Annotated in this window: 26 protein-coding genes; 10 read left to right on the top strand and 16 right to left on the bottom strand. The window is 64.6% G+C overall.

The genetic code is table 11. The features are described 5' to 3' along the window. Positions 1–59 precede the first annotated feature (59 nt). Positions 60–1,160, top strand: a complete 1,101-nt coding sequence (locus U5919_RS10565; RefSeq protein WP_336024177.1) for a GNAT family N-acetyltransferase — start codon at positions 60–62, stop codon at positions 1,158–1,160. Positions 1,161–1,205: 45 nt separating this feature from the next. Here U5919_RS10565 and U5919_RS10560 read toward each other — a convergent pair whose 3' ends face one another. The 3 genes from U5919_RS10560 to U5919_RS10550 all read right to left on the bottom strand — a co-directional run bounded on the left by U5919_RS10560 (position 1,206) and on the right by U5919_RS10550 (position 3,842). Continuing rightward, positions 1,206–2,132: a polysaccharide deacetylase family protein gene (locus U5919_RS10560; RefSeq protein WP_336024176.1), complete on the bottom strand. Its 927-nt coding sequence runs from the start codon at positions 2,130–2,132 to the stop codon at positions 1,206–1,208. A 424-nt stretch (positions 2,133–2,556) separates the two neighbouring features. Beyond that, a complete protein-coding gene (locus U5919_RS10555) occupies positions 2,557–3,393 on the bottom strand; it encodes a beta-keto acid cleavage family enzyme (RefSeq protein ID WP_336024175.1) in 837 nt (278 codons plus the stop codon). Positions 3,394–3,641: 248 nt separating this feature from the next. Continuing rightward, complete coding sequence (locus U5919_RS10550) at positions 3,642–3,842, bottom strand: hypothetical protein (RefSeq protein ID WP_336024174.1); 201 nt, start codon at positions 3,840–3,842, stop codon at positions 3,642–3,644. A 193-nt stretch (positions 3,843–4,035) separates the two neighbouring features. Between U5919_RS10550 and U5919_RS10545 the strand changes: the two genes are divergently transcribed. Continuing rightward, positions 4,036–4,209 carry a ribbon-helix-helix domain-containing protein gene (locus tag U5919_RS10545; RefSeq protein ID WP_336024173.1) on the top strand — a complete coding sequence of 58 codons (174 nt, stop codon included), beginning with the start codon at positions 4,036–4,038 and terminating at the stop codon, positions 4,207–4,209. Beyond that, positions 4,202–4,915, top strand: a complete 714-nt coding sequence (locus tag U5919_RS10540; RefSeq protein WP_336024172.1) for a queuosine precursor transporter — start codon at positions 4,202–4,204, stop codon at positions 4,913–4,915. Before U5919_RS10545 ends, U5919_RS10540 begins: the two co-directional genes overlap by 8 nt. Before the next feature lie 18 nt (positions 4,916–4,933). Here U5919_RS10540 and U5919_RS10535 read toward each other — a convergent pair whose 3' ends face one another. After that, positions 4,934–5,710, bottom strand: coding sequence for a 23S rRNA (uridine(2552)-2'-O)-methyltransferase (locus tag U5919_RS10535; protein ID WP_336024171.1), 777 nt, complete (start codon positions 5,708–5,710; stop codon positions 4,934–4,936). Between the two features lie 218 nt (positions 5,711–5,928). Here U5919_RS10535 and U5919_RS10530 point away from each other — a divergent pair, with 218 nt between their 5' ends. Continuing rightward, positions 5,929–6,672 (top strand): DNA polymerase sliding clamp, encoded by a 744-nt coding sequence (locus U5919_RS10530; RefSeq protein WP_336024170.1) that lies wholly within the window; start codon positions 5,929–5,931, stop codon positions 6,670–6,672. An 18-nt stretch (positions 6,673–6,690) separates the two neighbouring features. Here U5919_RS10530 and U5919_RS10525 read toward each other — a convergent pair whose 3' ends face one another. Further along, on the bottom strand, positions 6,691–8,208 hold the full coding sequence (locus U5919_RS10525) for a molybdopterin-dependent oxidoreductase (RefSeq protein WP_336024169.1): 1,518 nt from the start codon (positions 8,206–8,208) through the stop codon (positions 6,691–6,693). A 92-nt stretch (positions 8,209–8,300) separates the two neighbouring features. Then, positions 8,301–8,891 carry a DUF7474 family protein gene (locus U5919_RS10520; RefSeq protein WP_336024168.1) on the bottom strand — a complete coding sequence of 197 codons (591 nt, stop codon included), beginning with the start codon at positions 8,889–8,891 and terminating at the stop codon, positions 8,301–8,303. A gap of 140 nt (positions 8,892–9,031) precedes the next feature. Here U5919_RS10520 and U5919_RS10515 point away from each other — a divergent pair, with 140 nt between their 5' ends. Next, positions 9,032–10,189 carry a DNA primase large subunit PriL gene (locus tag U5919_RS10515; protein ID WP_336025564.1) on the top strand — a complete coding sequence of 386 codons (1,158 nt, stop codon included), beginning with the start codon at positions 9,032–9,034 and terminating at the stop codon, positions 10,187–10,189. A 122-nt stretch (positions 10,190–10,311) separates the two neighbouring features. On the opposite strand, the gene U5919_RS10510 is transcribed toward U5919_RS10515, so the two are convergent. Further along, positions 10,312–10,506 carry a DUF7472 family protein gene (locus U5919_RS10510; protein ID WP_336024167.1) on the bottom strand — a complete coding sequence of 65 codons (195 nt, stop codon included), beginning with the start codon at positions 10,504–10,506 and terminating at the stop codon, positions 10,312–10,314. Positions 10,507–10,640: 134 nt separating this feature from the next. Between U5919_RS10510 and U5919_RS10505 the strand changes: the two genes are divergently transcribed. Next, a complete protein-coding gene (locus tag U5919_RS10505; RefSeq protein WP_425604217.1) occupies positions 10,641–11,558 on the top strand; it encodes an SWIM zinc finger family protein in 918 nt (305 codons plus the stop codon). Here the strand turns inward: U5919_RS10505 and hjc are convergent. After that, positions 11,523–11,960, bottom strand: a complete 438-nt coding sequence (gene hjc / locus U5919_RS10500; protein WP_336024166.1) for a Holliday junction resolvase Hjc — start codon at positions 11,958–11,960, stop codon at positions 11,523–11,525. The two genes, U5919_RS10505 and hjc, sit on opposite strands and share 36 nt — an antisense overlap. A 161-nt stretch (positions 11,961–12,121) precedes the next feature. Between hjc and U5919_RS10495 the strand changes: the two genes are divergently transcribed. Further along, a complete protein-coding gene (locus U5919_RS10495; RefSeq protein ID WP_336024165.1) occupies positions 12,122–13,570 on the top strand; it encodes a sulfatase in 1,449 nt (482 codons plus the stop codon). Beyond that, the gene (locus U5919_RS10490; RefSeq protein WP_336024164.1) at positions 13,571–13,996 is read left to right on the top strand and encodes a GtrA family protein; all 426 of its coding nucleotides are present in this window, start codon (positions 13,571–13,573) and stop codon (positions 13,994–13,996) included. A gap of 30 nt (positions 13,997–14,026) precedes the next feature. Here U5919_RS10490 and U5919_RS10485 read toward each other — a convergent pair whose 3' ends face one another. The 6 genes from U5919_RS10485 to U5919_RS10460 all read right to left on the bottom strand — a co-directional run bounded on the left by U5919_RS10485 (position 14,027) and on the right by U5919_RS10460 (position 20,556). Then, positions 14,027–15,310 (bottom strand): adenosylhomocysteinase, encoded by a 1,284-nt coding sequence (locus U5919_RS10485; protein WP_336024163.1) that lies wholly within the window; start codon positions 15,308–15,310, stop codon positions 14,027–14,029. 352 nt (positions 15,311–15,662) lie between these two features. Continuing rightward, on the bottom strand, positions 15,663–16,964 hold the full coding sequence (locus U5919_RS10480) for an MFS transporter (RefSeq protein ID WP_336024162.1): 1,302 nt from the start codon (positions 16,962–16,964) through the stop codon (positions 15,663–15,665). A 114-nt stretch (positions 16,965–17,078) separates the two neighbouring features. Next, positions 17,079–17,849, bottom strand: coding sequence for an ABC transporter permease (locus U5919_RS10475; protein ID WP_336024161.1), 771 nt, complete (start codon positions 17,847–17,849; stop codon positions 17,079–17,081). Beyond that, positions 17,846–18,664 (bottom strand): ABC transporter permease, encoded by an 819-nt coding sequence (locus U5919_RS10470; protein WP_336024159.1) that lies wholly within the window; start codon positions 18,662–18,664, stop codon positions 17,846–17,848. Before U5919_RS10470 ends, U5919_RS10475 begins: the two co-directional genes overlap by 4 nt. A 2-nt stretch (positions 18,665–18,666) precedes the next feature. Further along, a complete protein-coding gene (locus U5919_RS10465; RefSeq protein WP_336024157.1) occupies positions 18,667–19,437 on the bottom strand; it encodes an ABC transporter ATP-binding protein in 771 nt (256 codons plus the stop codon). Positions 19,438–19,455: 18 nt separating this feature from the next. Beyond that, entirely contained in the window at positions 19,456–20,556 is a 1,101-nt protein-coding gene (locus U5919_RS10460) for an ABC transporter substrate-binding protein (RefSeq protein ID WP_336024155.1), read from the bottom strand. A gap of 259 nt (positions 20,557–20,815) precedes the next feature. On the opposite strand from U5919_RS10460, the gene U5919_RS10455 reads away from it, so the two are divergent. Both U5919_RS10455 and U5919_RS10450 read left to right on the top strand, forming a co-directional pair. Beyond that, entirely contained in the window at positions 20,816–21,928 is a 1,113-nt protein-coding gene (locus tag U5919_RS10455; protein WP_336024153.1) for a M24 family metallopeptidase, read from the top strand. After that, positions 21,925–23,055 carry a M24 family metallopeptidase gene (locus tag U5919_RS10450; RefSeq protein ID WP_336024151.1) on the top strand — a complete coding sequence of 377 codons (1,131 nt, stop codon included), beginning with the start codon at positions 21,925–21,927 and terminating at the stop codon, positions 23,053–23,055. The genes U5919_RS10455 and U5919_RS10450 overlap by 4 nt, the downstream gene beginning before the upstream one ends. 161 nt (positions 23,056–23,216) lie before the next feature. Here U5919_RS10450 and U5919_RS10445 read toward each other — a convergent pair whose 3' ends face one another. Continuing rightward, positions 23,217–23,714, bottom strand: a complete 498-nt coding sequence (locus U5919_RS10445; protein WP_336024149.1) for a LeuD/DmdB family oxidoreductase small subunit — start codon at positions 23,712–23,714, stop codon at positions 23,217–23,219. Then, positions 23,711–24,973, bottom strand: a complete 1,263-nt coding sequence (locus U5919_RS10440; RefSeq protein WP_336024147.1) for an aconitase family protein — start codon at positions 24,971–24,973, stop codon at positions 23,711–23,713. The genes U5919_RS10445 and U5919_RS10440 overlap by 4 nt, the downstream gene beginning before the upstream one ends. Between the last annotated feature and the right edge of the window lie 20 nt (positions 24,974–24,993).

Below are 24,993 nucleotides of genomic sequence, written 5' to 3'. Positions count from 1 at the left end.
CCGTAATATCGTGACGTAACCGGCTCATAACAATCTCCCGAGGCGGGCCGAGTCTGCCTATGAGCAACGACGATCCCTACGCGATCCGGATGTACGAACCGGGGGACCGAACGGCGTTTCTTGAACTGTTCGACGACGTGTTCGGCGGGGGAAGCGAGGCGTGGTTTCGCTGGAAGTATCTGGAAAACCCGTACGTCTCGCACGTGCCGATGTTCGTGGCCGAGCACGATGGCGACCTCGTCGGTGCGCGGCCGTATATGGCGTTTCGGCTGCGGATGGGCGAGGAAACGCCGCTCGGGCTGCAGACGGGCGACACGATGGTCCACCCCGACCACCAGCGACGAGGGCTGTTCACGCGGATGACCGAGCGCTCGTTCGAGTACTACGGCGACCTCGCGGAGGACGTGCTGACGTTCAGCGTCCCCAACGCGCTGTCGCGGCCCGGCTACCTGAAACTCGGCTGTCGCGAGGTGGGGCAACTCCCGACCGCCTACCGCGTGCAGAACCCCGCGGCGCTCGCCGACGGTCTCGCCTCGCGGGCGGCATCGGTGCTGTCGCCGATCGTCACTGCGGGCCTACGGGCTCGGCAGCTCCGGGCGTCGGTTCCGACGGACGTGCGCGTCACCCGTCACGACGACGTCCCCGCGTCGACGCTCGCGGCGCTGTACGAGCGGTCGGTCCCGGACGCCGCCCACGCCCTGCGCGAGGAGCGCTTCTACGACTGGCGGTTCGACCGCCCGGACTGGGCGTACGAGACGTATCTCGCTCGGGACCGAGCGTCAGACGAACCGATCGCCGGCGTCGTCGTGGGGCGACAGGAACAGGGCGACACCGACGTCGTGGCGCTGGCAGACGTCGTTCCGCTCGTCGGCGGGGACGGTCGGCGGCGCGGGTTGGCCGCGCTCCTCGATCGGATCGTTTCCGAGGAGGCGGACGCGGATCTCGTGACCGCAACGTCCAGCGTGATCCCGAAATCCCTCCTGTACGCGTACGGGTTCCTCCCCGATGACCGACTACCGCTGTCGAGGGTGACGACGCCGACGGTGCTCATCTCGCGGCTGTTCGACGGTCGCGAGGAGCCGTCTTGGCGGCTGAACGGGATCCGCCTCGACGACCCGGAGAGCTGGCGGCTCACGTTCACCGAGCACAACGGGTTCTAATTCGCGACTGCGTTCACGGAAGATAGAGAATCCGGGGGAGCGGCGTCACGGGTATCCCGGGACCAGCGGATTCGATCGGGATCGCGTCGCCCTCGCGACGCCGGCCATCGTCTCGACGCGGAGGCCCTCGCGCTCTCGGCGGTCCGCGACGTACTCGAAGATCCGACGGAGGCGCTCGACGTCGAGATCGGACGTCAGGTTGTTCGGATGGAGCCAAACGTGGAACACGCCGTCTTCATCGAGGGCGGCGTCGACGCCGGCGCGCGCTCGCGCGACGATCGGGTCCTCCCAGAGCCACTCGCAGACGCGACGCGCGACGCCCTCGAAGCCGAACAGATAGAGCGACGCGGGGACGTTGACGAGGCCGAACTCGTCGATCGTCGGGGAGACGATCGGCGGCGTTCCGACCTTCTGCAACGCCTTCAGGCCGAGTGAGTCGACGTCCGGTCGAGTGCCGCGGTACGCGGCGAATCCCAGTTCGGCGAGGACGTCGCGGTGTCCGACGCTGTTACGCGGGAACACGACGGACGTCATCTCCGACGAGACGGGCGAGCGCTCGGCGGCCTCCAGCGCCGAGAGCAGTTCCGCGCGGGCGACCTCGATAGTCGTTCCCTCGTCGCCGAAGATCACGTGCGAAAAGGAGTGACAGCCGATCTCGTGGTCGACGCCGGCGTCCGCGATCCGCCGGATCAACTCGGGGGCAAACAGGAGGTCTGGCCGGTCCGCCCACTCGGTTCGCTCCCGCTCGAACCACGCTCCGGCGAGCGGGTGTCTGGAGTGGGTTCGGTCGCACTCCTCGAGGAACAGGTGGCCGACGACCGCCCACGTCGCCGGAATCTCATAGCGGTCGAGGAGGTCGAGGAGCGTCAGCCAGCCGTCGCGTCCAGCCTCGACCCGGTCTGACGGGGGGTCCGTGAGGTCGTGGTGTCCCCAGCCGAGTTCCGCATCGATCGATACAACTACCGTTCCCACTGCCGGTCACCTCCGCCAGCGCGCGCCGAGAAATTCGATAACGGGTGGCTCACAGTGAGTCTCGATTGTGCGATCTGCGGCTTAGTTATAGAGCGGACTATGATCGCTCGATAGGCGTATGGAGCCCGTAGCCCACCGAAGAACCTGTATACGCTTCGGTATCGTCCGAGAGAGTCGAGTTCGTCGGACACGGCGGTTCGCGGCGACGACTGTCTCTCTCACGGGAGTCGAAATCGGTCGACTGCGGGGATCTGGAGGGCCGAAACGGGGATCAATCGGAACGATTCGCGTGATCGAAGTCGCCGGCGAACGCCTCGAAATGACCCCATACAATGCGTAAGAGGCCATTGAACGGCGGTATCGATCGCCGACGGACGACGGTGTCACGGTCGAGAGCCGGAGGAGCGGCACACGCCGCGACCGCTCAGCTCATCCCCAAGATGTCGCGGGCTTCCCCCGGCGTCGCGAGATCGCGTTCGAGCAGATCGACGATCGTCGCCGTCCGTTCGACCAGCTGCGCGTTGCTCTCGACCTGTTCTCCACGCCGGTAGTAGAGGTTGTCCTCCATTCCGACGCGGATGTGACCGCCGAGAATCGGAGCGAGCGTCGTCAACGGCAGCTGATGCCGGCCGGTCGCGAGCAGGTTGAACTCGCTGTTCTCCGGGAGATTCCGAACGAGGTTCATCACGTTCTCCGGGGAGGGAATCGAGAACGTGCCGGTGCCGAAGATGAGGTTGATGTAGTACGGCTCCTCCAGCAGGCCGGTCTCGATCAACTGATACACCTCGTTGAGGTGGCCGTTGTTGAACACCTCCAGTTCGGGTTTGATCCCCTTCTCTTTCATCTCGCGAGCGAGCGTCTGGATGTTGTGGCGGTTGTGTTCGGTGATGATGTGCTTGCCGCGGTTGAACGGCCCCATATCGAGCGACGCCATATCGGGAGCGGGATCAGTTCGGATCCCTTCGATCCGCGCTTCCAGCGTGCTCTGTCCGCCCGTGGTGTTCTGGATGATAATATCGTCACAGCGCTCCCGGATCGCGTCGTTGACCGCCTGGAGCCGACTGGCGTCGTTCTCACCGTGTTCGTCGCGGCCGTGGACGTGACAGATCGCGGCTCCGAGCTCCTCGCAGGCGGCCACGTGCTCTGCGATCTCATCGGGCTGTTCGGGCAGGTTCGGGTTGACGTTCTTGCCGTGAATGCCGCCCGTCGTCGCCACTGTCAGTATCACCTTGTTGTCGTCGAGATAGTCCTGATAGCTCATAATGTCGGATCCAATCGAGCGCCGGGATCGTCTGACAGGTGGCGGAACGGCGGCTTTGTATTAGCCCGGTTACCCCGAGTAACGCGCGTTTACCAGGGGGAGCGAAGAGTGACGGAGAACGCCGTCGGGGAGCGCGGAATCGTCGCAGACGGTCAGTCTGTCGGTGAGGCCCCGGTGAACGGACGAGATCCGCTCGCGACGTGTCAGGTCTCCGGACCGAACGATCGCTGTCGACGCCCGCGAGCCGTTCAGTCGTCGTCCGCCGCCGGTGCCTCGACGGCCGCTTGGAACACGTCGCAGTGGTCTTCGTGGTGGAAATCGAACCGGTCGTTACAGATGTCGGCTTTCATTGGCGAGACGAACTCCTCGGTCACTGTACAGTAGGGCCGCAGGTGGTCGAACTCGTGCTCGTCGTCGGCTGCTCTGTATTCGAGTCGTGGACACGTCATCAGGTACTGGGTGACACGAAGAGAGGACTTTGTAACCCGACAGCTACCGGTCGCTGGGCGCACGGCAAAAGCGAACGTCGCGTTTGAGAGCCGTCACGCACGCGATTACACGACCGTCCCGGAGTGTGCCGATGATCGCCACAGACGGCTCGAATCCCGCTGGTATATTAACCCGGTATTCTTAGGAGAATATATGCCCAAAATCAGCGTAGAGATCCCCGAGGAACTACTCACTGATCTCGACGACCACGTCGGCGACGACGGGAAGTTCGTCAACCGGAGCGACGCGATCCGTGCGTCGATCCGCAAGACACTGGATGTGCTCGACGAAATCGACTCGCGGCACGGACGGATCGACGATGAGTGAGACGCGACTGCAGGCCGGTCAGATCGCGCTCGTCGCGCTGTTCGTGACGGCACTGACGACGGCGCAGCTGACGGCATCGAAGCTGTTGTCGTTCGGACTGCCGGTCGAACTCCCGGTCACCGGCGCGAACATCATTCTGCCCGGTGCGGCGCTGGCGTACGCGCTCACGTTCTTCGCCTCGGACTGCTACTCCGAACTGTACGGCCGTCGCGCGGCGCAGGTGATGGTCAACGTCGGCTTCGCGATGAACTTCGTCCTGCTCGCGCTCGTCTGGAGTACGATCCTCGCACCAGCGGCGAACCCCGACGCCGCCAGCCAGTACCGCGCGGTGCTCGCCCCGGGGACGAACATCGTGCTCGGCAGCCTGCTCGCGTACCTCGTCAGCCAGAACTGGGACGTGATCGTGTTCCACCGCATCCGCGAGACGACCGGCGCGTCGATGCTCTGGCTGCGGAACATCGTCTCGACGGCGACGAGCCAAGCGATCGACACGGTGCTTTTCGTCGCCATCGCGTTCTACCTCGCGCCGCAGGTGCTCGGCTTCGGCGACCCCCTTCCGGTTCCGGTGATTCTCTCGCTGATCGTCGGCCAGTACCTGCTGAAGCTGCTCATCGCGCTCGTCGACACGCCGTTCGTCTACGCCGTCGTGGCCTTCTTCGGCGGATCGACCATCGACGAGAGCGGCAACGCGTGGACGGCCGACTGAGAGGCCGGCTGCGTAAAATCAGTCCTCGTCGACGACTTCGGCGAACCCGAACTTCGCCTTGACGTCGGTGACGCGGACGCGGACTGAATCGCCCGCATCGACGCCGGGAACGAACAGCGTGTAGCCGTCGACCTTGACGACGCCGTCGCCCTCGCTGCCGACGTCGTCGACGACGACGTCGAGTTCGTCGCCCTCGCGGACCGGCGCGGTGATTCGGTGTTTCCCGACCAGATAGAGTTCAGAAGAGGTGTCGCGAGAGGCGTCCGGGCGGATCGACCGGACGTACTCGAATTCGCTCTCGATATCCTCGCGCAGGTCCGCGAGGTCCTGTCCGTCGAACACCTTCGCGGCGAAGTCGCCGCCGGCCGGGAGGAGGTCGAGCGCGACCTCGAAGGCCTGTCGAGCCAAGTGAATCGATCGCGCGTGATCCAGCGAGTACTCGCCGGTCATATTCGGGGCCATATCCGAGAGCACCACGTCCGCGCCGTCGTCGCCGATCCGATCGCGAAGCTTCGATTTGGTCTCCTCGTCGGTCATATCGCCCCGAATCGTCTCGACGTTCTCGTGGTCCAGTTCGCGGATGCGCTGGAAGTCGACGCCGACGACCGTGCCGCGGTCACCGACTGCCTCGGCGGCCACTTGGAGCCAGCCGCCGGGGGCCGCGCCGAGGTCGACGACGGTGTTTCCGGGTCCGAACAGACCCGCCTCCTCGTCGAGTTGCTTCAGCTTGTACGCCGAGCGGGCGCGGTAGTCCTCCTGTTTGGCCTTGTTGTAGTAGTGGTCTTTCCGTGTCATCGTTCACTCACCGGTGTTCCCGACGTGTTCGACAGCGGAACCGCCGACGAATTCGCGTTCATACTCGGTGTGACGCCGCCGAAGCGGAAAGGGACATCGGATATCGTCGAGACACCTCGGACGCCCCGGCCGCGATCGTCAAGCCGCCTCGGACACCCTCGGCGAGTGCGCGGAAGAACCACGAGTATTTTTAAGCCCGCTGCCGTAGCACGCTCCATATGTTCAAGGCCATCGTAGGCGCGTCTACGCTCCAAGACGCGCTCGACTCGGTGAGCGTGCTGGTCGACGAGTGCAAGATCCGACTGAACGAGGACGAACTGTCGATTCGGGCCGTCGACCCCGCGAACGTCGGAATGGTGGACCTCTCGCTCGACGCCGCCGCCTTCGAGTCCTACGAGGCCGACGGGGGCGTCATCGGCGTCAACCTCGCGAAGCTCGAGGACTTCATCGGGATGGCCACGGGCGATCAGCTCGTCGAGCTCGAACTCGACGAGGAGACTCGGAAGCTCAACATCCGGATGGACGGCCTCTCCTCGACGCTCGCGCTCATCGATCCCGACTCGATCCGGCAGGAACCCGACATCCCGGACCTCGATCTCGCCGCTGAAATCGTCCTCGAGGGCGCGCAGCTCGACCGGGGGATCAAGGCCGCCGATATGGTCTCCGATCACGTCCGCCTCCGCGTCGACGCCGACGACGAGGCGTTCCACATCGAGGCCGAGGGCGACACCGACGACGTCGACTTCGAGCTCGACGCCGACGACCTGATCGCGCTCACCGCGGGAACGGCGGACTCGCTGTTCTCCTTAGACTACCTGAAGGATATGAACAAGGCGATCCCGAAGGACGCCGAGGTCACCGTCGAACTCGGCGAGGAGTTCCCGGTCAAGATCCACTACGCGGTCGCCGAGGGGCAGGGCAACGTCACGTATATGCTCGCGCCGCGGATCCAAAGCGAGTAGCGGATTCGAGTAGACGCCTCACACTCGCAGGTTCTTTCGGTGCCACCCGGTCGCGCCGCTCGGGCGCGGCGAACGCCGTTCTTCGGTCTGCACCGTTCCGTCCCGCGTGATCGCTCTGACGACGACCTCGAACTCCGAGCGGTCCGGGGCGTCGAACGCATGTCGCCAGCGACGCCACGCGTGCGGAGCGATGGGCGCTTCCAACTCCGCCTCGACCCACGATTCGCCGCCGTCGACGCTGACTTCGACGGTCTCGATCTCTTGGACGCCGGTCTCTAAGCCGCCGAACGCGACGCCGCCAACGGTGACGGTGTCGCCGTCGCGTTCCGCGCCGCGAACGTACGACATCGTATTCACGACCGCTTCCTCGTCCCACCCGCGCTGCTCCCAGTAGGCCTCGTGGTCGTTCTCTGCGAGTTCGATTCGCGTGATCCACTTGGTCATCTTCATCCCGTACCGACCGGGGACGAGCAACCGCGCTGGAAAGCCGTGCGCGCGGGTGAGCGGGTCCGATCCCATCTGATGGGCGATCAGGATGTCCTCGCGCTCGACGAGGTCGAGGGGGATGGCTTCGCTGTACCCGTCGGCCGCGTGGGTGACGACGTCGACCGCCGCGTCCCCGGGGTTCGCGTCCGCGACGAGATCGGACAGTTGGATGCCCGTCCACCGGGACGTGCCGATGAGGTCGCCGCCGACGGTGTTCGAGATACAGAGCATCGTCATTATCTGCTTGGTGCTCGCGTCGTGGTCGCGAAGCTCGTCGTAAGACAGGCTGTACGGGCTCTCGACCCCGCCGTCGACGTCGAGCGTCCACGCGTCGGGGTCGACGTTCGGCGGGCGGATGTTGATGTCGACGACGTAGTGCTCGTCGGGGGGCGTGACCGCCGCCGGCATCCCCGCGAAGTCGAATCGGGGGTCGCCCACGGAAGGCGGCGACTGCGGTTCGTCGACGGTACCGGACGCGCCCGAACCGCCGTCGCGGTCACGGAGGTCGGCTCCGGCTCTCCGTCCGGAGAGTCGCTCGAACGCCGCCCGAAGCCCGACGAACGATCCCGTGCCGACGACCGCGACGGCACCGAGTCGGCGGAGGAACCGCCGTCGGTCCGGAGGCGGTGTCGTCTCGGCGAGCAGGCGGCTGACGACGTACGGGAATCCGACCGCGAGGGCGAGGGCGAGCGCCGACCGAAGCGAGAGATCGCCGCCGGCAGCCGCGAGCGCCGCGGTGGTAGCGATCACGCCCGCAACGACGCCGAGCAGTGTGGCCGCCCCGCGGTCCCGAGGCCAGAGCACCCACGCGCCCGCGGCGACCGCGACGATCCCGACGAGCACGCTCACCAACAGCACCGGCTTGGCCGAGAATCCGAGGAGGCTGACCGCGAGTGTCGACACCCACCCGGGAGACCGCACGATGATTCCCTCGGCGAGGGCGATCGGGGCGAACTCGCCGACGAGCGGCGTCGCGGCGTACAGTCCGCCAAGCCACGCCGCGCCCACGGCGGCACCCGTGACGCCGCGTCTGGCGGTGCTCGATTGCATAGTGGTACCACGGGCCCTACGGGGATAACGCGTGTGGCAGACACGGCAACCCGATCGTGCGTGTTCGGGGTCTCACGAGCGCGCCCGGCGTCTCACCCGCGGTGGCGATCGATCACGCGCTTTGCCGCCTCGGCTTTCTCCTTCCAGCCGTAGCCCGCTTGGTAGACGTGACGCTTCGCGTCGACGAGCGCCTCGGGGGAGGGTTCTTCGAAGCCGCCGCGGCCCCACGTACCGCTGTCGTGGAGCCACTCGATGACGTTTTCGCGGGTCTCCGACCACGAGAGTCCGACCATCTCGTACCACGCGATCATCGCGAAGACCGCGTTGTCGTGACAGCCCGGCACGCTCCCCTTGCGATAGAGTGTGCGCATCGGCTCGTGCGTCGGTTCGGACACCTCCTCGCGGAACTCCTCGGCGGTGCGGAGCCGCAGCACGTCGTTACGCTCCGTGACCCGCTCGTCGCGCTTGAGGCGTTCGAGCGCCGAGCGGTACAGCGCGTCCCACTCGCCGTCGACCGCGTCGTACAGGTCCGTCTCCTCGGTCGGCTCGACGGTGAGCCGAGAAACGATGTCGACGTAGGCCTTCTCGACCTCGGGCCACGGCGTCCCCTCGAAATCGCAGGCGGCGTCGTGGAGGCTGTTCGTGGCCCGGCAGTCGGGACACGGGTAGTCGAACTGCGGCACGGGCGGGGAAAGGCGGCGCGCCGTCTTAGGTGATACGGTGTCGTCGCTCCGAGCACAGCGCGATACCGACGCCGGGGCCGAGCGGCGCTCATCGACCGTCGTGTTTATTCGGCGGCGGCGGAAACGGACAGGCGATGCCGATGGACCCGCTCTACGCGCGCTACCCGTTCTTCGAGGGCGCGCGCGAGGCCGTCCGCGAGGCGGACATCTCGCCGGCGGCGCTCATCGCTGAGGACGCCCCGGCGGTCGAGCGAGCCACAGAGCGGGTCGAGCGCGCCCTGATGGAAGGGACGATCGCCGCCGAGGAACCCCGCCGCTGGAACGACCGCGAGCGGTTGCTCTCGTACCCGATCGCGCGGATCCTCGTCTCGCTGATCGAGACGCCCGCGGCGGTCGAGAAGTACGCGACAGCGGAGGCGACAACGGCGCGCGAGCGCTTTACAGCCGATTTCGCTGCCGAGGACGACTTCCAGAGCACCGGGCGGACGCGCGCGTCGCTCGAGCAAGTCCTCCGGGAGTTCGACCTCGAAGCGGCTGTCCGGCCCGAACCGCTCGACGGGGAGGGGAACCGGGACACGCCGCGCGGCGGATCTCGGAGCGGCGACCGCGGCGGACGGGGCCCGACGCACTACTGGATCGAACTCGGATCGTACCTCGAACTGGCCGACACCGACTGGGGAGAGCGGTGGCGGCTCGTCAACCGCGAGGTCGCCGACGGCGAAGTCCGAGTTCCCGCGGAGGGACTGCTCCGACTGCTCGAAGCGGCCGTCGAGCGACGTGTCGCGGCGGGCCTCCCGTTCGAGGTCCGTGGAACCGACGGCGGCGACGCCATCGCCGAAGCCCTCTCGGACGCCGTCGCCGAGCTCCGGTCACTGCTCGACGATCACGAGACGGCCGGTGCCGGGCAGATCGAGACCGTCGTCCCCGCGCTGTTTCCGCCGTGTATGCGGGCGCTCGTGCGTCGCGCTCGCGGTGACGAGACGCTCGCGGCACACGCGGAGTTCTCGCTCGTCTCGTTTCTCGTCGCGCTCGGGCTGGACGCCGACGACGTGGTGACGCTGTTAGACGCCGACGAGAGCGACGACGATGCACGCATTCGGACGCGCGTGGAGTATCTCGCTGAGAGCGACGGGACGCAGTACCCGCCGCCGTCGTGCGCGACAATGAAGACGTACGGCACCTGTGTCGATCCCGACGAACGGTGTGAGACTATTTCGCACCCGCTGTCGTACTACACCGACGCGCTGCGGGAGGCGGGCGACGTCCGCGATTGGCGCGAGACAGCTAGCGGCGACTGAGAACAACACTCGCGACAGACAGGCCACGACGAGCGCGACGAAGAGACATAGCGATGACAGCCGCGAGTCGAAGCCACTGCGACGCCAAGAATGCGGGGTGCAGGACGGACGGGCACCGGACGTTAATCCTCGAGGATGAATCCGACGACAGCCATTACGAGAATGAACAGCACGATCGCGCCGACGAGTGCGAGCCCGCCGGTCTCACCCAGATCAGGACCGTACGTCGCGCCGATGCCGACGAAGAGGGCGAAGAACGCGCCGACAGCGACGATAGAGACCACGATCTTCCGGCGCATCGCCGCATCGATTTCCATACCCCAGCGTTTCCGAGGACGTTCTAAAAGGGCTTCGATGCGGCGCTACGCCCCGTATCTCCACACGAAACGAAGGTTTAGGGTCGTCGGGAACGTAGAGATAGCCACGAGAGAACACGCTCTCGGGATCACCGATGACGCACACCCGAAATACAGCCGCGTCAGACCCGGCCGCGGCCGAGATACCGGCCAACCGACGTCCCATCGAACTGACAGCCGCCAGTCGCACCTCCGCATCGACACCCCACGACCACGCCACCTCGCGGCCGGCCGTTCGTCGCGTTCGCGGACGCCGCGGGCGAACCGAGCGAACGCTTCCGGTCGACGGGCAGACCGGGCGGGCGTACCGCGCGCGCACCGAGCCGATGACCGTCCGGCCGCTGCGGGACGGCCGCTACGTCGTCGAAACGGACGGGGGCACCTACGTCGTCGACGTCGAGCGCGAGTCGTGTACCTGCCCGGACAGCGCGATCCGCGGCGCGCGCTGCAAGCACCGCCGACGCGTCGAACTCGAAATCGACGCGCGACTCGTTCCGGGGCCGAACGAGCGCGAGCGCGTCTGCGCGGTCTGTGGCGGTCGCGCGTTCGTGCCGATCGAGACCGAGAGGGACAGTCCGGTGCTGTGTGAACGCCACGACCGCGCTCCCGGCGACCTCGTTCGGGACCGAGAGACCGGATCGCTGCTCGTCGTCGTCGACGCGCTCGGCCAGCGGGCGGACGCGACCCGAACCGAGGAGGGACGGCTGGTCTCGGCGTACGAGACGAACGCGGCCTACGGCGGCCACGAACCGGTGTTCGCTGCCGTCTACGTCGGGTCGCTATCGGACGATATCAGAAGCGCTACTGAGACCGGGAGCGATGACGGACACGTTGCCGACGTCGTCGCCGACGCGCGACGGTATCTGTTTCCGGCCTCTCGGCTTCGCCCGGTCGCAGACGCAAGGAAAGAGACCGATCTCGAAGACGTATCGATCGATCTCGACGACGTATCCGCCGACCTCGACGACGTATCCGCGCTATTCGCCGTCGTCGCCGACGTCAGTGAGGCGTGACTGGGCGGGGCCGCCGACGAACGACTCGAACTCCTCGCCCTCCGCGAGCGCCGTCTCCTTCTTCACCCGGTAATTGCCGCCGTCGGTCACGTGGAGGTCGCCGGGGTGGAAGAAGTACCACGACTCGCGGTCGAAGCGGACCGCGATCCGCGCTTTCGCGCCGAAGTTCCGCGCGAAGTAGATGAGTGCTTCGACCTCCTCGCCGGAGAGGTAGATCGGCCGCCCCGAGCTCGATTTCGCCTCGATGGCGTAGAAGACGTCGCCGTTTCCGGCGAGGACGTCGGGGAGTTCGCGCTCCGTCGCCGATCCCGACGCGGGGGCGCGCATCACCGCGAACCCGGCCTCGTCGAGCCGGTTGACCAGTTCTCGCTCGCGGCGGTCGCCTTTCCGATTCGCGGACATACTTCACACTCGCGCGGAGAGGGATTTAAACCGGACGCACCGCACCCCGCGACGCGATCCGATAGAAATCCGCGGGTATATATGTCTTAAATACTATCTGTGAGATAGTACTTCGTTCCGATAGTGCCGGTTTCAGGTTCGGAACGATGCCGCACACACAGATGAACTCTGAAACGCCCGTCTCGAACGTTGTTCTCGTCACCGTAGACTCCCTCAGAGCAGACGCGATCGGCGCGTACGACCGAGCGCGCCATACGCCGGTGATAGACGAACTCGCCGAGCGCGGGACCGTGTTCGAGCGGGCGTTCGCGAACGGGAACTGGACGCCGTTTTCGTTCCCGTCGATACTCGCCTCGCGGCCGGTGTTCGCCGACTCCGGAGAAATCGGCGTCGAGGACGTGCCGACGCTCGCGCGGACGGTCTCCGACGGGGGCGTCGCGACCGGCGGATTCAACGCGGCGAACGGGTTTTTGACCTCTCACTGGGGCTACGACGACGGCTTCGACGAGTTCGAGCCGTTCGTCGCCAGCGTGGGATCGAGCATCTACAGCAAATACCTCGCGACGCATCCGACCGTCGAGGCGTGGCTCCAGCTGGCCGCGTCGCCGATCAGACGCATCAGATCGCGGCTCGCGGGCAACGCCGACGATCGGCCCTTTCTGGACACCTCGCGGATGTTCGACGTCGAACACGCCGCGACCGAGTTCTTCGAGGACGCCTCCGAGCCGTTCTTCCTCTGGATCCACTACATGGACACTCACACGCCGTACGTGCCCGCCCCGCGGTACATCCGCGAGGTCTCTTCGGGGCTCGTGGGGACGCATCGGATGCTCCACGCGCACACGCGGACCGGCCTCGGTTGGGAGGTCGGCGAGCGGACGCTCGACGACCTTCGGACGCTGTATCAGGCCGCCGCCAGACAGGTCGACGCCAGCATCGGCCGTCTCTTGGACGAACTGTCGGCGAACGGCCTCGACGACGAGACGGCCGTCATCCTCGCGGGCGACCACGGCGAGGAGTTCCAAGAGCACGGCCACCTCGCACACTACCCGAAGCTGTACGACGAACTGATTCACGTGCCGTTCATCGTCGACGTCCCGGGCGCGGAGGGACAGCGCGTCGAGGAGCAGGTCGGACTCGATTCGATTCCGCCCACAGTGGCGGGCCTGCTCGACGTCGATACGCCAGAGGAATGGCTCGGCGAGCCGCTCGTTTCGACGGTACTCGATGGGACGAGGCCGACGGGTGACCCCGTCGTCTCGGTCACCGTCCGCGGCGAGGACGTGACCGCGCAGCCGATCCCGCGGTCGCTGGCGGACGGCGACCTGCTCGTGAGTATCCGCGACCGCGATTGGACGTACATCCGGAACGTCGACGCGGACGAGGAAGAAGTGTACTACCGGCCCGACGACCCGACCCAGCAGCGGAACCGGGCGTCAGATCGCGACGAGGACGTGCGAGCGGTCATCGAGAGATTCAGGCCGATCGTCGACGCGCACGCCGAACTCCTCCGCGAAGCCGAGCGCGACGACACACGACCGGGAGAGAGCCAAGCGGGAGCGGTCGACGAGGACCTCGAAGCACGACTCGAAGCGCTCGGCTACCGATAGATGGTTCGGAACTTCCTTCGCAACCTCCACAGCGGCCCGCTCGCGCTCCAGCTGCGCCGGTTCGTCATCGTCGGTGCGGTGACAGCCGGGATCCAGATGGCGCTGTTGTGGCTGTTCGTCGACGTCGCCGGCCTGTTTTACCTGCTCGGTGCGCTCTTCGCCATCGAGATCACGATCGTCCTCTCGTACGTTCTCAACAACGCGTGGACGTTCGAGGCGACGCAGAACACGGGGACGGCGGAGTTTCTCATAGGCCTGCTCAAGACGAACGTCGTCCGCGGCACCGCGATCCCGATACAGCTGGCGGTGCTGTATCTCCTCGTCGAATGGCGATCGATGCCCTACCTCGCGGCTAACGCCATCGCGATCGTCATAAGCGGCGTCTACCGATACGTGCTCGACGCGAAGTGGACGTGGGGCCAGTAGGGGGCGCTTACTCCCGGACGGCGGTCCGAATCACGTTCCGTGGCTCCAGCTGTTCATATACTCGGCCTGCTCGTCGGTGAGCGCGTCGAGATCGACGCCCTCGGCGTCGAGTTTGATCTCGGCGACCTCCTTGTCCAACTCGTCGGGGACGTCGTAGACGCCGGGGTCGTATTCGTCTCCGTTCGCGACGAATTCGCGGACGCAGACGGCTTGGATCCCGAAGGACTGGTCCATCACTTCCGCGGGATGACCGAGCGCGATGGGCGAGGCGAGGTTGACGAGCCGACCCTCCGCGAGCACGTTGAGACGGCGGCCGTCGTCTAGCTCGTACGCTCGGACCCCGTCGCGAGCCTCGTACTCGTCGACGGCGAGCGCCGAGAGCGCGTCGAGGTCGATCTCGATGTCGAAGTGCCCGGCGTTCGCGAGCAGGACGCCGTCTTGCATCTCCTCGAAGTCCTCTCGCGTGATGACGTCGCGGTTGCCCGTCGTCGTGATGAAGACGTCGCCGATCTCGGCGGCTTCGTTCATCGGCATCACGTCGTAGCCCTCCATATGCGCCTCCAGCGCGCGGCGCGGCTCGACTTCGGTGACGATCACGTTCGCGTTCTGCCCGGCGGCCTTCTTCGCGACGCCCTTGCCGCAGTAGCCGTAGCCCGCGACGACGACGTTCTTACCGGCCCACGAGAGGTTCGTCGTCATCGCGATGGTCGCCAGCGAGGACTCGCCCGTCCCGTGGACGTTGTCGAAGAGGCGCTTCATCGGCGTGTCGTTGACCGCGAAGACTGGATACTTCAGTTCGCCGTCGGCGTCCATCGCCCGCAGCCGATGGACGCCGGTCGTCGTCTCCTCGGCACCGCCGACGATGGTGTCGATGAGTTCGGGGTAGTCCTCGTGGATCGCGTAGACCATATCCATCCCGTCGTCGACGGTGATCGTCGGCTCGTGGGCGACGACCGATTCGATCGCCGCGTAGTAGTCGTCCTCGTCGACGCCGCGCTTGGCGTAGGAGGTGATCGCGTCGTTGGCGTCGAGCGCCGCGCTCACGTCGTCGTGCGTCGAGAGCGGGTTACACCCGGTGATCGCGACCTCCGCGCCGCCGAGCGCCAGCAGTTCGACGAGGTTCGCGGTCTTCGCCTCGACGTGCATCGCCATCCCGATGACTTGGCCGTCGAGCGGTTTCGATTCCGCGAACTGCTCGCGGAGTTCCCGCAGGATAGGCATGTGTTGCAGCGCCCAGTCCATCTTCCGCCGTCCCTCGGTGCGAGCGCCCTCGATGTCGTCGAGTTGCTCGCTGATCGGTGGGTACGCACTCATAGTATCGCCTATCCACAGGGACGGCAAAACGCTACCGACCTACCTTTTTCGCACGACGGGTTTCCTCGCTCACTGCGTTCGCTGCGGGAACCCGTCGCGGAAAAACCTAGAGGGAAAAATGCCGCCGAACTCGCGGCCTGCGGCCGCTCGTCGGCGGTGAAGCGCTCGGAGCGCTTCATTCTTCGATTGCCTCGCAGGAACGGATACTCATATTATTTTAACTTTCAAACTGGTATTGGTTAACACGTCAAATGGCCATAGCAGAGCAGATAAAGCGAGAGTCAGTCAAATTATAACAAAACACTAGTCTGTATTCGTTATTTTTGAGTATATTTTTCATTTTATAATTGTTTCATCGCTGTCTCGGCTCGAACGCGACACGGTCGGTGAATAACAGTCCGATCAGTCCGGCGGCCAAGACGGTCCCGACGGCGAGCGCGGTAAATCCGCGGCGCATCCCCGTCGTCTCGATGAGGTGGCCGACGGCGACGGGCATCAGCGCACCCACGAGCATCACGCCCGTCCAGAAGTAGCCGAACGTGCGTCCCTCACGTCCGGCCGGTGAGATCTCGCTGATGATCGCATCGCGTGCCGGGCTGATTCCCCAGAGACTCACGCCCAGAACCATCATAAGGACCAACAGCGGCCCAGGAGAGATCGATAGCCCCCCGAGGGCGAGTAAGCTCAGCGTGCCGACCATCGATCCGAGGAGCAAGACGAGGCGCGGATCGTGCCGGTTGGCGACGACACCGAGAACGACTTGGCTGACCGCTCCGGCGACGAGGAGGGCCGTGAAGTAGAAGTTGGCCACCGACTCCGCGCCGAACTGCACGCCTCCGACCGACATCGTGTACCCGTAGACTGACACGAGAAACGCGGGGACGAACGTATTGACGCCGTTCGACGCGAACATTTTCGCGACGAAGAACGCGTAGACGATAACCATCGGGTACCGGTACGACCCGCGATCATCGGCCGGTTCGTCGGCCGCAACGGACGCTTCCGATCGCGGGTTCGTTGGCGCGGTGACGAACTCGTCGCCCCTGAGTACGACGAAGAGGATCGCCCCGAAGGCGATCCCGATCCCGCCGAAGATCACGAGGATCGTCGACCAATCGAACACGAGGATGAGCACGCCGACGCCGATGGGAGCGACGGCGTCGCCGAACTTCGCCGAGCTGCCGAACAGCCCGAGGAGCGTGCCCTTGTTCTCCGTCGAGACGTTCGCCGTGATCATCGGGTAGCCGACCGGGTGGACGACCGCCGTCCCGACCCCACAGACGAACATCGACGCCGCCATCAGCACGAACGTCCCCTCGAACGTGTATCCGACGATCGCGAGTGCGGGCACGGAGCCCCCCAAGAGGGGAGCGACCGCGAACACCACGTAACAGACGCTGGATAGGACGATACCGCCGACCAACAGCGCCGACCACTCGTATCGGTCGGCGACGACTCCGAGAGGTGCCTGTCCCAGACCGCTCCCGACGTAGAAGACGCTTATCAGCAGACCGAGTTTCCAGAGCGGGTACGTCAGCGCCACCGATAGCACCGGAATCAGGGGCGGAAGCAACCGAATGAACGCGTGCTGGGAGACGTGCGTCAGGCAGATGACGGCGGCGAATCGCACTTCGCGCTCGGTGAGTCCAAACATCGATTACTATATTATGTTAGTATATCTGCTATCAAATAATTCTGCGGTTCTCGGTCGGGTGAACGGCGGTCAACAGAGACCGTCGCAAGCGTGGTGAAGAGTCCGATCGAGGACTCACTCGGAGACGTCCCAGTGGACGATCCGATTTTCGATTCTCGTGAGCAGCGACGTGAGGACGATTCCGAGCGCCATTAGCGTCAGTACGACACTGAACACGCCCTCGAGTTGGACGGCTGCACCCCATCTGAAGATGAGTTCGCCGAATCCCGTGACGGACACGATGATCTCGACGACCACCAGTCCTTTCACTGCAAGAGAAATACCTATTCTCAGTCCGGTAGCGATATATGTCACCTCGTGTGGAATAACGATGTTCTTGATGATGAAGTACTTCCCCGCACCGAAGGAGCGTGCGGCTTCGAGAAGGTCCTCGGGGGTGTTCTTCGCCCCGTTGAGCGTGTTAATCAGAATCGGGAACAGCGAGAAGAAGAACACGCCGGCGACGCGCACGCTGAACCCCGTGCCGAACCAGATGATCATCGCCGGGACGATCGCCGCCAGCGGCAGGGCGTACAGCGCGTCGACGTAGGGATCGAAGAACTCCTCGAGCGGCGAGAACACGCCCATCAGCAGTCCGATAGGAATGCCGACGAGTACCGCGAGGAAGTAGCCGGTGAATATCGCGTACAGGGCGTTGACCGTCGCCTCGGTGAGGTTCTCCGTCGTGACCTGCGTGTAGAACGCGGCCACGATCTCCTGCGGGTACGGAACCACGTCAACGAGCGCGGCTACCGCGACGTACGCGGCGATGATGACGGCGAAGAACCCGGCGTTCAAGAGCAGACGGTCCGTCCGCTGCTCCGGGTCCAATGAGACCGTGCTCATTGCTCGTCACCCCAGTAGAAGAACCGCTGTTCGAGGTACTGCATCCCCTTCGTCAGGACGATCCCGACGAGCATAAACAGGAGTGCGATCGCGAGCACGCCTTGGAGGCGGAAGTCGTCTTGCCAGATCCTGATGATCGCCCCCAAGTTCGCGAAGTTGATCAGCAGTTCCGCGAGAACGAGTCCCTTGAGCCCCCTCCCGATCGCCAGTCGGAGACCCGTGAAGATGTACGGCATATCGTAGGGGATGACGACCTTTCGGAGGACGAACAGCCGGCTCGCGCCGAACGAACGAGCGACGTTTATCGACGCCTTGGGCGTCGCTTTCGCGCCTTTGTAGGTGTCGATGATGATCTCGAACACCGCGAAGAGGAACACGATCGCCACCCGGGTCTCGAAGGACGCACCGAAGGCGAACACCAGCAACGGAACCAGTGCCGCGATCGGAGCGATATACAGCGCCGTGACGTAGGGGTCTAAGACGACCTCGGCGTACCGGTTGGTCCCCATTAGCAGCCCGGTCGGAATGCCGACGAGTACGGCCAGCGCGAAGCCGACAAACAGGGTCCACATACTGCCGAGGAACGCCTGAACGAGGTTGTACTCGTAGTACTGCTCTACGAGGGCCCCCGCGATCCGCTCGGTAGCCGGGAAGAAGTACGTCGGTTGCGTGCTCGCGTACTGGTCCCACAGCACGAGCGCCACGATCACGGCGATAACTCGAAGGACGTACTTCCGGGCCACGGTCTCGCCGCGGAGGAATCGTCCCACGGAGTCCGGGAGAAACGCGCTTGGAGAGGGGTTCTCGCTACTCATCGTCACTCACTCAGGCCGAGGTGCTCTCGGAGCTGTTGTTCGTACTCGGCGAACTGTTTGGTACCCTCCACCTCGCCGCGTCGGTTCCATCGGGGACGGTCGAACTCGATGTCCAACTCCATCGTTATCGACGTCGGGATCTTGTCCAGTACGACCACCCGGTCGGCTAAAAACACGGCCTCGCGGATGTCGTGGGTGACGAAGACCACCGTCTTCTGTTCCTCGTCGAGCAGGCGGAGCAGTTCCGTCTGGAGCGTGTCTTTCGTCTGCGCGTCGAGCGCTCCGAAGGGTTCGTCCATCAGGAGGACCTCGGGATCGACGACGAGTGCGCGAGAGAGTCCGACGCGCTGCTGCATCCCGCCCGAGAGCTCGTAGGGGTACTTGTCTTCGAACCGCGAGAGACCGACGGTCTCGATCCACTCGCGGGCCCGCTCGTACCGCTCGCTCTTCGGGACGCCTTGGATCTCTAGTCCGAGAGCGACGTTGTCGAGGACCGATCGCCACGGATACAGCTGAAAGGTCTGAAACACCATCGCGACGTCGGTGGACGGCTCCGAGACGGAGCGGTCACCGATCCTGATTTCCCCTTCGGAGATGTCGACGAGGCCGTCCATCATCTTGATCAGCGTCGTCTTCCCGCAGCCGGACGGACCGAGCACCGCAACGAACTCCCCGGAGTCGACGCTCAGGTTCAGTTGATCGAGTACGTGTACCTTCTGCTCTCCGGATCCATACCACTTCGAGACATTATCCGCATAAATTGGAAGAGCCATAGTGTACTCGGAAACTCTTCACTCGAGGAATCGACGATCGACGATCTCGCTGACTGGTTTCGCGGTCTCCTCTTCGATCTCGCCGATATCGACGAGCAGATCTTGGGTTCGCTCGATGTTTTCGGCCGGCAGGCTCGTCTCCTTGGATTCGGGCCACAGCGGGGGAGAGTCGGTGGCGATTTCCAACGCGTTCGACCACGCCTCCTGTTCGTAATCGGGGTACTCGCCCGACTCCTCGGCCTCGGAGATGATCGTCTCGTGATCGCCCTCGAACATCCGCGAGTACGACGCCTGCATCTCGTCGACGAACACTTGGAGGGAATCGGATCGCTCCTCTAAGTCCGGTTCGAGTGCGACCCACACGTTGGTCAGCATATTCGACAGTCCCTCGTAATCTTGAGGGTACGCGAGGATGTTTCCGTTGCCGGTGACCGAGAGCTGTTCACCCGGCGAGGCGAGGAGACACGTGGCGTCGACGTCGCCGGCTCTGAGGGCCGACGCTCGGTTCCCGCTCCCGACGATGTACGTCAGTTCGACGGAATCAGTCGAACCCAACTCCTCGTTGAGCATATACTGAGAGATGACCGAAGTGGCACCGGTGGGCGCGTGAATCGCGATCGTGCCCCCCTCGAGTTGATCCCAGCTAGTGATGTCCGGTTGCGCGACCATCGGGAAGTTGTACTCCTGCATAAAGCTGTGAATCGCGACGAGCGGGAGGCCCTCCTGCTGGGCCTTCAGCAGCGATGGGAGCCCCATATAACCCGTCACGATATCGCCTTGGACCAGCGCACCGGCAGTCGGTGTGTGTCCCGAAAACGCTTCGGCCGACATCGACGAGCCCTGCTCCTCGAGACGGCGCTGTAGCCCGGGCCACAGCGGGAACGAAAACACCCCGCGAGCGGGCGAGGAGAGTCCGAGGTTCATCTGGTCCGGGAGGTCGGTGCCGCCACCGGAATCGGAGTCCGAACCGGAGTCCGACGAGGCGGCGGTAGTCGAATCTCCCCCACCCGAACTCGGCTCGGTAGTCTCGTCGCCACCGTCGTCTCCGTTGCCCATACATCCGGCGATAGCGACCGCGCTACCGCCCGCGACCGTCCTGAGAAAGTTTCTTCGGATCATCGTTGGTCCTGCAAGAGTGCTGGCCGCTGACCTACTGCATGGCCTCACTCCTTACCTTAGCGTCTTGAGGAACTATAATAAATGTTCCGGTCAAACGGTCGGCGCAATCGCCCACAGCGCCCCGAATCAGTCGGGGAAGAACTCATATCGCGTTGGTGAATATACGGTTGACCGGTTCGCGCGACGCGCCGGCACCGACGCTCTCGAAGGGAGGACAAGGGGAGAAACGTTTTTACGGAGGAGACGAATTGGTAGGCCGATGTCGTATAGAAGCAAGCTGGAGGACTACCTAGCGGACCATCCATCGATGCAGGGTGCGGCTATCTTTGCCGATGGGATGCACAGCGTCGCACATCCGAGTTACTTCGATTTCGTCGCCGGGGCCAGCCCCGTGGCCGATCGGAACTGTCTGTTCGTCACGGCGGAAGGTGAGACTCTGATCCTCACTAACCTCTCTCGGGACGTGAAACGTCTCCAGCGACACGCGGAGGTCGACGAGGTCAGAGCGACCGATTCGTTCGACGCGGATCTCCAGTCTGTCGTGTCCGATCTCGAACTGGAGGGCACCGTCGGCGTCGCCGGAGCCGATCGGATGCCGCTCGGCGTCCGCCAGAGTTTGGACGGTGCCGTCGCGGAACTCACCGCCATCGACGACGCGCTCTACGAGCTCACTCGCGGAAAGACCGCAGAGGAGATAGCGATCTTCCGGAAGCTCGGTCGGATCGCCGATCGAGGCTTCGAGGCGGCGTACGACGCTCTACGCCCGGGCGTCAAGGAGTACGAGATCGCCGCGTCGATCGAAAAAGCGATGCGCGACGCCGGGGCCGAGGACAATTTCAATCTCTTGGGAAGCGGCGAGCGAAACGATCTGATGCACTCTCCCACAGAACGAATCGTCGAGGGGGGGGACACGTTCCTCTGTGAGCTCTCACCGATGTACGAGGGATTCGTCCTGCAGATCTGTCGAACGATCTCCGTCGGCTCGCCGAACGGGACCCTCACCACCAAATACCAGCTCTTAGAGGAGGCGCTGGCCGAGACGAAATCGAAGCTTCGTCCCGGCGTTCCGGCCGCCACGATCTCGAAGACGATGAACGACGTGTTCCGCCGCGAGGGCTACGACGAGTACTGTCAACCCCCGTATATGCGGACGCGCGGTCACGAGTTCGGGATCGGACCGATCGGGATGGCGATCACCGAGGACACCGACGTCGAACTCACCGACGGGATGGTCGTCGTGATCCACCCGAACCAGTACATCCCCGAAACGGGGTACTTGGCTCTCGGCGATCCGGTGTTGATCACTGAAGGCGGGAGCGAGACGCTGACCGAGACGCCGCCGCGTCTCTTCACGAAGGAGGTGGTACAATGAAGTCCAGAGAGCCGGTTCTCGTCCACGGTCGAGACTACTGGGACGAGATCAACCTCCCGGCGACGGCGTTCGCGGATCGAATCGATCAGATCCGCGGTCGAATGACCGACGAGGGCGTCGACGTGCTGCTGGTGTACGGACGCGGGGACCGCGACGGCGACCTGTGTTACGTGTCGAACCTCGTCAACAAGGTGCCGAACTGGGGACTGTTGGTCTGTATCACGCACGACCACGTCTCGGTGCGGAACGAGCGGAGTTCGCGGACGCGTCCGGTGATCGAACGCGGGACGTGGATCGACGACATCCAGTTCTGCGACAACGTGCTCGAAGACCTCGACGACGTCCTCGGTGCGCCCGAGAACAGGATCGGGACCGCGGCCTTCGACCGGCTGCCGTACCAGCAACGCTCGCGGTTCGAGACACACGCGACGGACTACGACATCGTGGCGTTCGACGACGCGCTGGCGGACCTCCGCGCGGCGAAGTCTCGACAGGAGCGCGACCAAATCGCCCGCGCAGGTCGGATCGCAGCCGACGTCCACGAGGCGCTCGACGCCGTCGATCGGAACGACGTGTCCGAACGGGATCTCGCCGGTGAGGCCGACTACCGTGCGCGCCTCCGCGGGGCGCAGGACGTTCGCTTCCTCGTCTCGAACCCCGCTCGGACGGAGGCGGACCTCCGACCGGCCGAGGAGCGCCGCGTCGATGCCGACGAACCGATCGGCGTGTACACCGCCGTTCGCTTCGAGGGCTACTGGGCCGAATGCGCGCGAACGCTTCGCCTCGACGGCGAAGCCCCACACGCGGAGTACAGTGACGTGACTGACGCGTACGCGGCGTTCCTCGAATCGATCACACCGGGAACCACTGCCTCTCAGGTCGTCGATCAGGCTCGGTCCGCCGCGAGTGAACTCGGCTGGGAGCTTTCCCCCGAGTACGACGTGCTTCACGGTATCGGTCTCGAAGCCGACGAAGCGCCGATAGGAGACGACGAGGCGGAGTTGACGGCGGGGATGACCGTCTCCGCTCGGCTCGCGCTCAGGCCCGACGCCGATTCGCTGCTCGTGTTGAACGACACGCTCGCACTCCGGAACGACGGCCCAGACGTCCTGACCGGCGACTGGTGAGATAATCTCGGTTGCAACTGGTTACGCATCCGATCGCGCGCCGTCGTTCGATCGAGTGTGTGTGAAGACCTGCAAACGGCACGATAGTCAGGCCGACACTACCGGTCTCGACCGTGGTTCACATAAAACGGGCCGCTGACCGCGGTCGAATCCGAAACGAATCAGTCCGAGTCGGCCGAGAATCCCTGTTTCTTGTACGGGATCAGTCCGCCCGACTCGACCATTTCGAGCAGGAAGGGATCGACCGATTCGCACTCGATCGTCTCTCCGGTCGTCGTGTTCGTGATCTGCCCCTCGCGGAGGTCCACGCTCACCGTGTCGCCCTCGTCGACGAGGTCCGTGACGCCCTCGCGGGCGAGTACCGGTAATCCGATCTCGAAGCAGTTCCGGTAGAACGTCCGGGCGAAACTGTCAGCGACCACGCAGGCGACGCCGGTCGCCTGAACGGCCTTCGGCGCGATGGCGCGGCCGGAAGACTGCCCGAAGTGCTCGCCGGCGACGATGACGTCGCCCTCTTCGACCGACTTCGGGAACTCGGGATTTCTCGTTTCCAGCACGTGTTCGGCCATCTCCTCGAGCGGCTTGAACACGAGATCGGACGGTACGATTTCGTCTGTCGGGACGTTATCACCGAACGTCCAGACGCGTCCTTCGATCATTGTACGTACTCCCTCGGATCCGTGATCTCGCCGTTCGCCGCCGACGCGCCCACCGTGAGGGCCGACGCGAGGTACATCTTGGCCTCCGGATGGCCGTTTCGACCGGGGAAGTTCCGCGCGTGCGTCGAGATCATCGCCTCGTTCTGCGTCATCGCTCCCATATTGATCGCTTGATTCGACCCCGTGCTGGGTGGGAACCACGTCCCTCCCGCTTCGTGGAGTTCGTCCACTAAGCCGGCGTCGAGAGCTTGCGAGAACGTCTCTCGACTCGAGGGCACGAGGTTGAACCGAACGTCCTCGGCCCGTTCTTCGAGGACGCCGTCAGCCAGCTCGAAGTCCTCGAGTCTGCCGCCGCCGTGGCCGCCGAGTTCGGCCCACTGGACCGACGTTCCCGCGACCTCGTCGATGGGGACGACGTTACCGACGGTCGGCGGACAAGCGACCTGTGGCGGCACGTCGCTGACGTCGAACTCCCAGACCTCCGCGTACTCCGCACCGGGGTCGTTTTTCACCATCCGATCGGTGGAGACCCCACGGTCTTCGAGGAAGGTCTCGGTCTCGTCGTCCGGTTCGATGTACCCGCACTTCGCGCCGACGTCGATCGTGATCAGGGGGAGCAGCCACCGATCCCAGAACTCGAGCCCGTCGACGTACTCGCCGGAGAATTCGAGCGCGTCGTAGTTTGCGCCGCCCTCGCCGATCTCACCGACGAGATAGAGGGCGATGTCCCGGGCGGTCGTTCCCGGTGGGGGCGATCCCGTGATCTCGATTTTGACCGTCCGCGGCACCTTGAACCAGCACTGTCCGTCGGGGAAGACCATTCCCGCGTGGGCGTTGTTACCGACTCCCGTCGCGAAGGACCCGAGAACGCCGTGAACGGGCGTGTGACTGTCGGATCCGACGACGACCGATCCGGGCTCGACGAGGTTGTTCTGTAGGATGACGTGGTGGATGTTCCCGTTCCCGCAGTCGAAGAGGCCGATATCGTGCCGATCCGCGAACTCGCGGTTCGACTCGAGGATGTTCGCCTGCTCCTCGTTCGGTGGCGAGAACGTGTGATCGAACACCATCGTCACCCGGTCGGGGTACTGGATGGGTTCCTCGAACGCCTCCTCGTAGACGTTGCCGGTTATGTAGCCGCTGAGGTCGTGGAAGATCGCCCGGTCGACGTCGGCGACGACGATCTCCCCGGGTTCGACCTCGTCTCGGTCGCTGGCCCGGGCGAGGATCTTCTCGACCACGTTCATTTCACGGGTCATCTGACCGAGCCCCCGGCGTC

The organism is Halobellus sp. LT62 (genome assembly GCF_037031285.1).
GTDB lineage: Archaea > Halobacteriota > Halobacteria > Halobacteriales > Haloferacaceae > Haloquadratum > Haloquadratum salinisoli.
The sequence above is the reverse complement of the archived record's forward strand: the minus strand, read 5'-3'. Positions and strand labels throughout refer to the sequence as shown.